The organism is Pseudomonas edaphica (genome assembly GCF_005863185.1).
Taxonomy (GTDB): domain Bacteria; phylum Pseudomonadota; class Gammaproteobacteria; order Pseudomonadales; family Pseudomonadaceae; genus Aquipseudomonas; species Aquipseudomonas edaphica.
On record NZ_VBVZ01000329.1, the window covers coordinates 1 to 6,932 of the forward strand.

A 6,932-nucleotide genomic window follows, 5' to 3' on the forward strand; every position below is an offset into this window, starting at 1 on the left:
GATCAACTTGCCCTTGATGCCTTCGGGGGTGATGTCCACCGTAGCGCCTTTGGGGCCTGCCACGCCCAGCAGTGAATCGTAATAGGCGCGGCTGAAGGCGATTTGTTTTTCACGTTCATCGGTGACCGACATCGAGGAGAAAATCACGTCGATTTTCTTCGCCAGCAACGACGGAATGATGCCGTCCCACGCCACTTCCTTGATCTGACATTCGGCTTTCATGCCTTCACACAGCTTGTGGATCAGGTCCACTTCAAAGCCCGACCACTGGCCGTTACCGCCTTTTACGGTGAACGGCGGATAGGGTTCGGCCGCCACCGCGAACACGATGGGTTTTTCTGCCGCCAGGGTAAAACCTGCGGTCAACATCAACACTGCACTGCCCAACCACGTTGCCATGCGTTTGCATTTCATGATTTGCCCCGTCTTTTTCTGGAGTTAGCGAGTTTGATGCGCGTTGACGAACTGTCGGCAACGCTCACTGCGTGGGTCGAGGAACACCGCGTCCGGCGTGCCGGTTTCTTCGATCAAGCCTTGGTGCAGAAAAGCCACTTTGGAGGACACATCCCGGGCGAAGGCCATTTCATGGGTGACCAGGATCATGGTGCGGCCTTCTTCGGCCAGGGAGCGGATCACACGCAGCACTTCGCCCACCAGTTCGGGGTCGAGGGCTGAGGTGGGTTCGTCGAACAGCATGACTTTGGGGCGCATGGCCAACGCGCGGGCAATCGCCACACGCTGCTGTTGGCCGCCGGACAGGAACGCCGGGAATTCATTGCGTTTGGCGGCCAGGCCAACGCGGTCGAGCAAGGCTTCGGCGCGCTCGATGGCCTCGGCACGGCTTTCGCGCAGCACCTGGGTGGGCGCTTCGATAAGGTTTTCGAGGACGGTGCGGTGCGGCCACAGGTTGAAGTTCTGGAACACCATGCCCAGGGTCGAGCGGATGCGTACCAATTGCTTGGCATCGGCCACCAGCGGCGCGCCGGGCATGCCGTAGTTGAGCTTGATGCTTTCACCGTCGACATGGATGCTGCCCTGGTCGGGCACTTCAAGCATGTTGATGCAGCGCAGCAAGGTGCTTTTGCCTGAGCCGCTGGCGCCGATCAGCGAAATCACCTCACCTTCGTTGGCCGTGAGCGAGATGCCTTTGAGCACTTCGATATTGCCGAAGCGCTTGTGCAGGTCGATCACCTCAATCATCTTGCGCGCTTCGACAGGCGGCAGCACGTCGATCTCAGGCGTCGGCGCCACACGCGGCTCGCCGGCAAGCTTGGCGACGAACCTGGCGATACGCTGGCAGGCTTCGGCCAGGCGTGCTTCGCCCAAGGTGAACGACAGCCGCACAAACCCTTGCGCCGGCTCGCCAAACGCCGCGGCATCCAGCACCGAAACACCCGCCTCGCGGAACAGGCGCCAGGCAAAATCCAACGACCCCAGGCCCGTGCCACGCACGTCCACCAGCACAAACATCCCGGCTTGCGGCGCTTGTACCTTGATGCCGGGGCACGCACTCAGGCCGGCCACGACCAAGTCACGGCGGCGCCGGTAGATGTCGAGCATGCCCACCGTCACGTCATCATGGGCCAGCACGGCTGCTGTGGCGGCTTCCATCACAAAACCCGGCAAGCCATAGAGCATGCTCAGCACCAGGGTTTCGGCGTGGCTGATCATTTCCGGTGAGGCGATCAGCCAGCCGGTTCGCCAGCCGGTCATGGCGTGGGATTTGGACAGGCTGCCAATCACGATGCAGCGCTCGGCCATGCCGGGTAACGCGGCGAGGCTGTGGTATTGGCCGTCAAACACCAAGCTTTCGTAGACCTCATCCACCACCACCCACAGGTCGTGGGCGGTGGCCAGGTCGGCTATCGCTTGCAGTTCCTGCGGGTTGAGCACCACGCCGGTGGGGTTATTGGGGTTGGAGAAGAAGATGGCACGGCTGCGCGGGGTGATGGCGGCAGCCAGGCGTTGTGCATCCAGGCGAAACCCGGACTCCGGCGAGCACGGTACGCGCACCAGGGTGGCGCCGCTGGCTTTGAGCGTGGCTTCGTAGGTGACGTACATCGGGTCGAGCACCAGCACTTCATCACCGGCTTGCAGCAGGCACAGGGAACTGATGAACAACGCATTCTGTGCGCCGGGCACGATGATCACGTTGTCGGCGTTTAGCGAGCGTGCCAGGGTCTTGCTGTAGCGCGCCGCCACAGCCTCGCGCAGGGCGGCGCGGCCGGGGATTTCGGTGTAGTGCGTGTCACCGCTGTGCAACGCGCTGACTGCGGCTTCGGTGATGAAGGCCGGCGTGGCGAAATCGGGGTCGCCGACGCTGAGGATGATGATGTCTTCGCCCTGGCTGGCAGTCTGGAACGCGGCGTGGTGGATGTCCCAGGCGGCGACGCCCTGCCCTGCAATTCGTTCGACGAAGGGGGAAAACCGCATGCCAGAGCCTCTCGTTCAAGAAGAAAAAGCGCGAACCCGGTTGTGTGCAAACGGGTGGATGCGGTCAACATAGTGCAAACTGAACAGTCGTTCAATGGGTATGTTTGAGGGGGTGTCGTTTATCGAGTGAACAGGTCGTGAATAACATTTGCGGGGGAGTTTGAGTGTGGCGGATGAGTGCATATCCGTTATCGGGGTAACGGCGGCTAAGGGTTGCGCCCTGACGGCGGTTCACCTTGGCAACAGCAGAGCTACACGCGATCAAATGTGGGGGCTGGCTTGTCGAGCCAGCTCCCACACTTGGAGCAGCAGGCAGATCAGATCAGATCAGATCAGATCAGGATAAAAATTAGCGCCAACCCAGCGAAAATCGCCCATTTTTCCAGGTAATACCGCGCACGATTACGCTTTTTCAGTTCCTTGCCACGCAAACGAATCTTGTACAACCGCGTAAACGCGCGGTTCAAACCACCGGTCTTGTCACCCTCATCATTAGGCGAACCCGCAGCCGCCATTACATTACGACTGAACCAACGGTTAAACGCCGCCGCCCAGCGGTACTTCATCGGGCGCTCAATGTCACAGAACAGAATGATGCGGTTCTGCTGCGTAGTGTTTTCCGCGTAGTGAATGTAAGTCTCGTCAAACATCACCGGCTCACCGTCCCGCCAGTAGTAACTCTCGCCATCCACATTGATGTAGCAACCCGGATCGTTCGGCGTGTCCAAGCCCAGGTGGTAACGATAAGAGCCTGCATACGGGTCACGGTGGCGCACCAGCTTGGAGCCCGGCGGCAACTCGGCAAACATCGCCGCCTTGATCGAGCCAATGCCTTGCACCAGCTCAGTGGTACGCGGGCACAGCTTCATCGCCGACGGGTGACTGTCGCCGTACCACTTAAGGTAAAAGCGCTTCCAGCCCGACTTGAAAAACGAGTTGAAACCCACGTCATTGTATTGGTCCGAGCGCTTGATCTCGCCCGCGCGCATCAGGTTCTGACCTTCCTGGCGGATTTCCTCCCAGTGCTCCTGCAGCGGGCTCAGGTCCGGAAAGTCGCTGGGCGACAGAAACGGACGGCTTGGCTGCCTGGAAAACAAGTAGAGGAAACAGTTGATCGGCGCAAGGAACGTCGAGTGATCGCTAAGCTGGCGACCCAGCTTGTGTCGCACTCTGCCACGCAGGTGAACATACGCAATGGAGGCAACGTAGAGAACAACAATGATGAGTTTCAAGGGATTCGTCACAAGTTAGAAGAGAACAGGCTGCTCCTGCATGCCCACAACGGCCGAGGATAAATAAGCAGCACCTGAAATCACGATTACATAGTGGCGGCTGGCCGGACGAGTCACTTCCGAAACCACGCCTTAGACCTTTATTTAGCCACAGTTTGTAACCAAAGGTTAACTAAGAATTGTGAAAAGCTGTCTACGCAACGCGTAGGTCTCACGTGCGCCTGCCTGGATGCAAGCCCAGAGTGAGGCTATTTACAGCGCAGGCGGTTGCGCTGGCAACCCACAAAAAACTCGGCACCCAACCAGGTTCAATCCCCTTTCAGTTATCATCGCGCCAATCAATCTCCAGCAAAAGGAACTTGCATGAAACTTCAACCAGACCCGGACTTCACCGCGCTTCAGGGCGCCTGGGAGCAGACTTCCCTGGAAGACAGCGGCGTACTCAACCCTGCGGACGCACACAGCGCGCCAGGCGCCATTACCACGATTGAGGGTGATCAGTTCGAAGTCCGAACCGTCGCTGGCAACGTATTGCTGGCTGGCCGGTTTTCCCTGGACAGCAGCACCACGCCCAAACGTATTACCTGGGTAGATTCCATGGGCGATGACGCCGGCAAAGCGTTACCCGCCAGTTATCGCCTCGAAGGCGATAATTTTGTGTTTATCGCAGCGGATGAAGGCATGCCCCGCCCAACGGTCTTCAGCACCGGGCCAGGGCAAACCATGCGCGCCTTCGTGCGCCGCACCTGAAAACCGCATGCCATCCGAAACGCCGACATGCTTTTCACACGGTGTTTACTTCCTGGCCTTTAGCGTAAGGCCACCTACTCCAGTGAATCACTTGGCCCGCCTCTTCTCTCGCGGGCCTTTTTTTGTGCGCGAAAAACCCGCTCAAACAGCGCGCTTGATGGCCGTCAGGGTGAAACACAACGGCAATTGGGCCGACCGGTGCTCGTACTGGTCATACAGCTCCTCGCGGTTGGAGTGCGGATACTCCTGCAGATGCTCGATCTGCAAGTGCGCCGCAATCGCCGCGGTGACGACGCTGCCCAGGGTATGCACGTACCAGTAGGACGTCGGCCCAGGCACCTCTGTCAGCCCTTCATACACAATTGACGCCTGCAACACGAACGGATCGCGTTGAAAATACGAGCTGTCGGGCAAAAACGGGTTGCTGGCCTGAGGGTCGAAGACCTCCAGGAAAGGGTGAGTCTCGTAGATCACCATGGTGCCGCCGGGCTTGAGGGTACTGGCCACGTGCTGCATGAACAGCGCCACATCCGGCATCCAGCCGAGTACGCCAATCGTCACCAAGGCAATATCGAACCGGCCAAGCAAACGCTCAGGCAGGTGATGGATATCGGCTTCGATGAATTGCGGGTTATGCGGGGAAATATCAGCCAACTCCCGAGCTTGCGCCAGAAAGGCTGTCGATTGATCGACACCCACCACCTCACGCGCGCCCAGGCCAAACAGCGACAGGCTTTCACGCCCGTTGTTACAGCCGACTTGCACCACCGACTTGCCGGCAACGCCGACAGTTTGCAACAACGCGGTGATGGTGGGGTCGAGGCAGGAAAAAGCCGGCTCAACGACTGATTGCAGCAAGGTGTTCCAGGTCGCAGTATCTTTGTGCAGCGCGGCAGAGGCGTCCCAGGCGGCCTTATTATCGGCGATTGCCTGTTGGGCTGAGGGCATGTCCATTGCGTCTCCAGGGAGTCATTTCAGCGGGCTACGGAAAATAATCCAAACGCCCGTCAGATGAAACCCTCAGCGGCAGCGAAACTTCTGTTCAGGCCCACGGGTCACTAGCCCAATGAGTGTCCAGCCCCTGAACACCCTTTGCGAAGACAACGCCGTGGCCAATCACTCTGACTTGCGTAATACCTTGTCCCTGGACAGCCTCAATTTTTTCCTGGCCGATGTGCGCGACGGCCTCGGGCCTTACCTGGCGATTTACCTGCTGGCCGTGCACAAATGGGACCCGGCCAGCATCGGCGTGGTCATGACCCTGGCGGGCATCGCCGCACTGGTCACCCAAGGCCCGGCGGGCGCGCTGATCGACCGCACACGCAGCAAGCGCGCGGTGATTGCGGCGGCTGCCATCCTGGTGACCATCAGTTGCCTGATGCTGCCATTTGTCAGCGCCTTCAGTTGGGTGGCCTTGACCCAGGCCGCCAGTGCCGTGGCCGCCTCGGTGTTTGCACCGGCCATATCGGCCATTTCCCTCGGAATTACCGGGCCACGCGCCTTCACCCGCCGAACGGGGCGCAACGAAACCTTCAACCACGCCGGCAATGCTGTGGCAGCGCTGCTGGCCGGCGGCCTGGCGTACCTGTACGGCCCGGTGGTGGTGTTTTACTTGATGGCCTTTATGGCGCTGGCCAGTATCGTGGCCGTGAGCTGTGTGTCGGCCAAGGCGATTGACCATGAAGTCGCCAGGGGCTTTGACCCGGCCCATCACAGCGATCACGAACAACCGTCCGGTGTGAAAGTCCTGCTGGCCAACCGGCCGCTGCTGGTATTCGCCATCTGCTGCGCCCTCTTCCACTTGGCCAATGCGGCGATGCTGCCGTTGGTCAGCCAGAAGCTTGCGCAGATCAACTTGCAAATGGCTACGCCGCTGACCTCGGCGTGCATCGTCGCCGCGCAGTTGGTGATGGTGCCGATGGCCTGGCTGGTGGGGTTCAGGGCCGATGTGTGGGGTCGCAAACCGCTGCTGCTCGCAGGTTTCCTGATCCTGCCACTGCGCGGCGTGCTCTACACCTTGTCCAGTGATCCGTACTGGCTGGTGGCGGTACAGATGCTCGACGGCATCGGCGCGGGGATCTTTGGCGCGCTGTTCCCGGTGATCGTCAAGGACCTGACCCAGGGCACCGGGCGTTTTAATGTGAGCCTTGGCGCGCTGTCCACGGTGTTTGGCCTGGGTGCGGCGTTGAGTAGCAGCCTGGCCGGTTTCGTGGTGCAACAGGCCGGCTACAACGCGGCATTCCTGACCCTGGCAGGCGTGGCGGCCGTGGCCTTGGCGCTGTTATGGCTGGCGATGCCGGAGACCTTGGAGAAACCATCGTTCGCCTGCCATACAACTGTCGCCTGACATATGCGACAATGCGCGCCAAATTCCAACACACAGCCAAAATTTTCTGCTCAGCGACCGGGTTTCGCGCCTTGATGTCGCTGTTGACGCATGCCTGAAGGCTCCTGCCGCCACGCTCGCAACTCATTGATAGGTAAAGTAATTGATCTCCACAGCTAACATCACCATGC

General features: G+C 59.8%; 6 protein-coding genes. 2 read left to right on the top strand and 4 right to left on the bottom strand.

What is annotated here, in order from left to right:
* The 3 genes from FEM54_RS20275 to lpxO all read right to left on the bottom strand — a co-directional run.
* Positions 1-414: transporter substrate-binding domain-containing protein (locus FEM54_RS20275; RefSeq protein WP_240792774.1), on the bottom strand; the 414-nt coding region annotated here is incomplete at its 3' end.
* A 24-nt stretch (positions 415-438) separates the two neighbouring features.
* Entirely contained in the window at positions 439-2,433 is a 1,995-nt protein-coding gene (locus tag FEM54_RS34940; RefSeq protein WP_138452667.1) for an aminotransferase class I/II-fold pyridoxal phosphate-dependent enzyme, read from the bottom strand.
* Positions 2,434-2,765: 332 nt separating this feature from the next.
* Positions 2,766-3,665, bottom strand: a complete 900-nt coding sequence (gene lpxO / locus FEM54_RS20285) for a lipid A hydroxylase LpxO (RefSeq protein ID WP_017138809.1) — start codon at positions 3,663-3,665, stop codon at positions 2,766-2,768.
* Between the two features lie 363 nt (positions 3,666-4,028).
* Here lpxO and FEM54_RS20290 point away from each other — a divergent pair, with 363 nt between their 5' ends.
* Positions 4,029-4,415: a TIGR03067 domain-containing protein gene (locus FEM54_RS20290; protein WP_017138810.1), complete on the top strand. Its 387-nt coding sequence runs from the start codon at positions 4,029-4,031 to the stop codon at positions 4,413-4,415.
* A 141-nt stretch (positions 4,416-4,556) separates the two neighbouring features.
* Here the strand turns inward: FEM54_RS20290 and FEM54_RS20295 are convergent, their stop codons facing one another.
* Positions 4,557-5,369: a class I SAM-dependent methyltransferase gene (locus FEM54_RS20295; RefSeq protein ID WP_138452670.1), complete on the bottom strand. Its 813-nt coding sequence runs from the start codon at positions 5,367-5,369 to the stop codon at positions 4,557-4,559.
* Positions 5,370-5,523: 154 nt separating this feature from the next.
* Between FEM54_RS20295 and FEM54_RS20300 the strand changes: the two genes are divergently transcribed.
* A complete protein-coding gene (locus FEM54_RS20300) occupies positions 5,524-6,762 on the top strand; it encodes an MFS transporter (RefSeq protein WP_138452674.1) in 1,239 nt (412 codons plus the stop codon).
* Positions 6,763-6,932 lie beyond the last annotated feature (170 nt).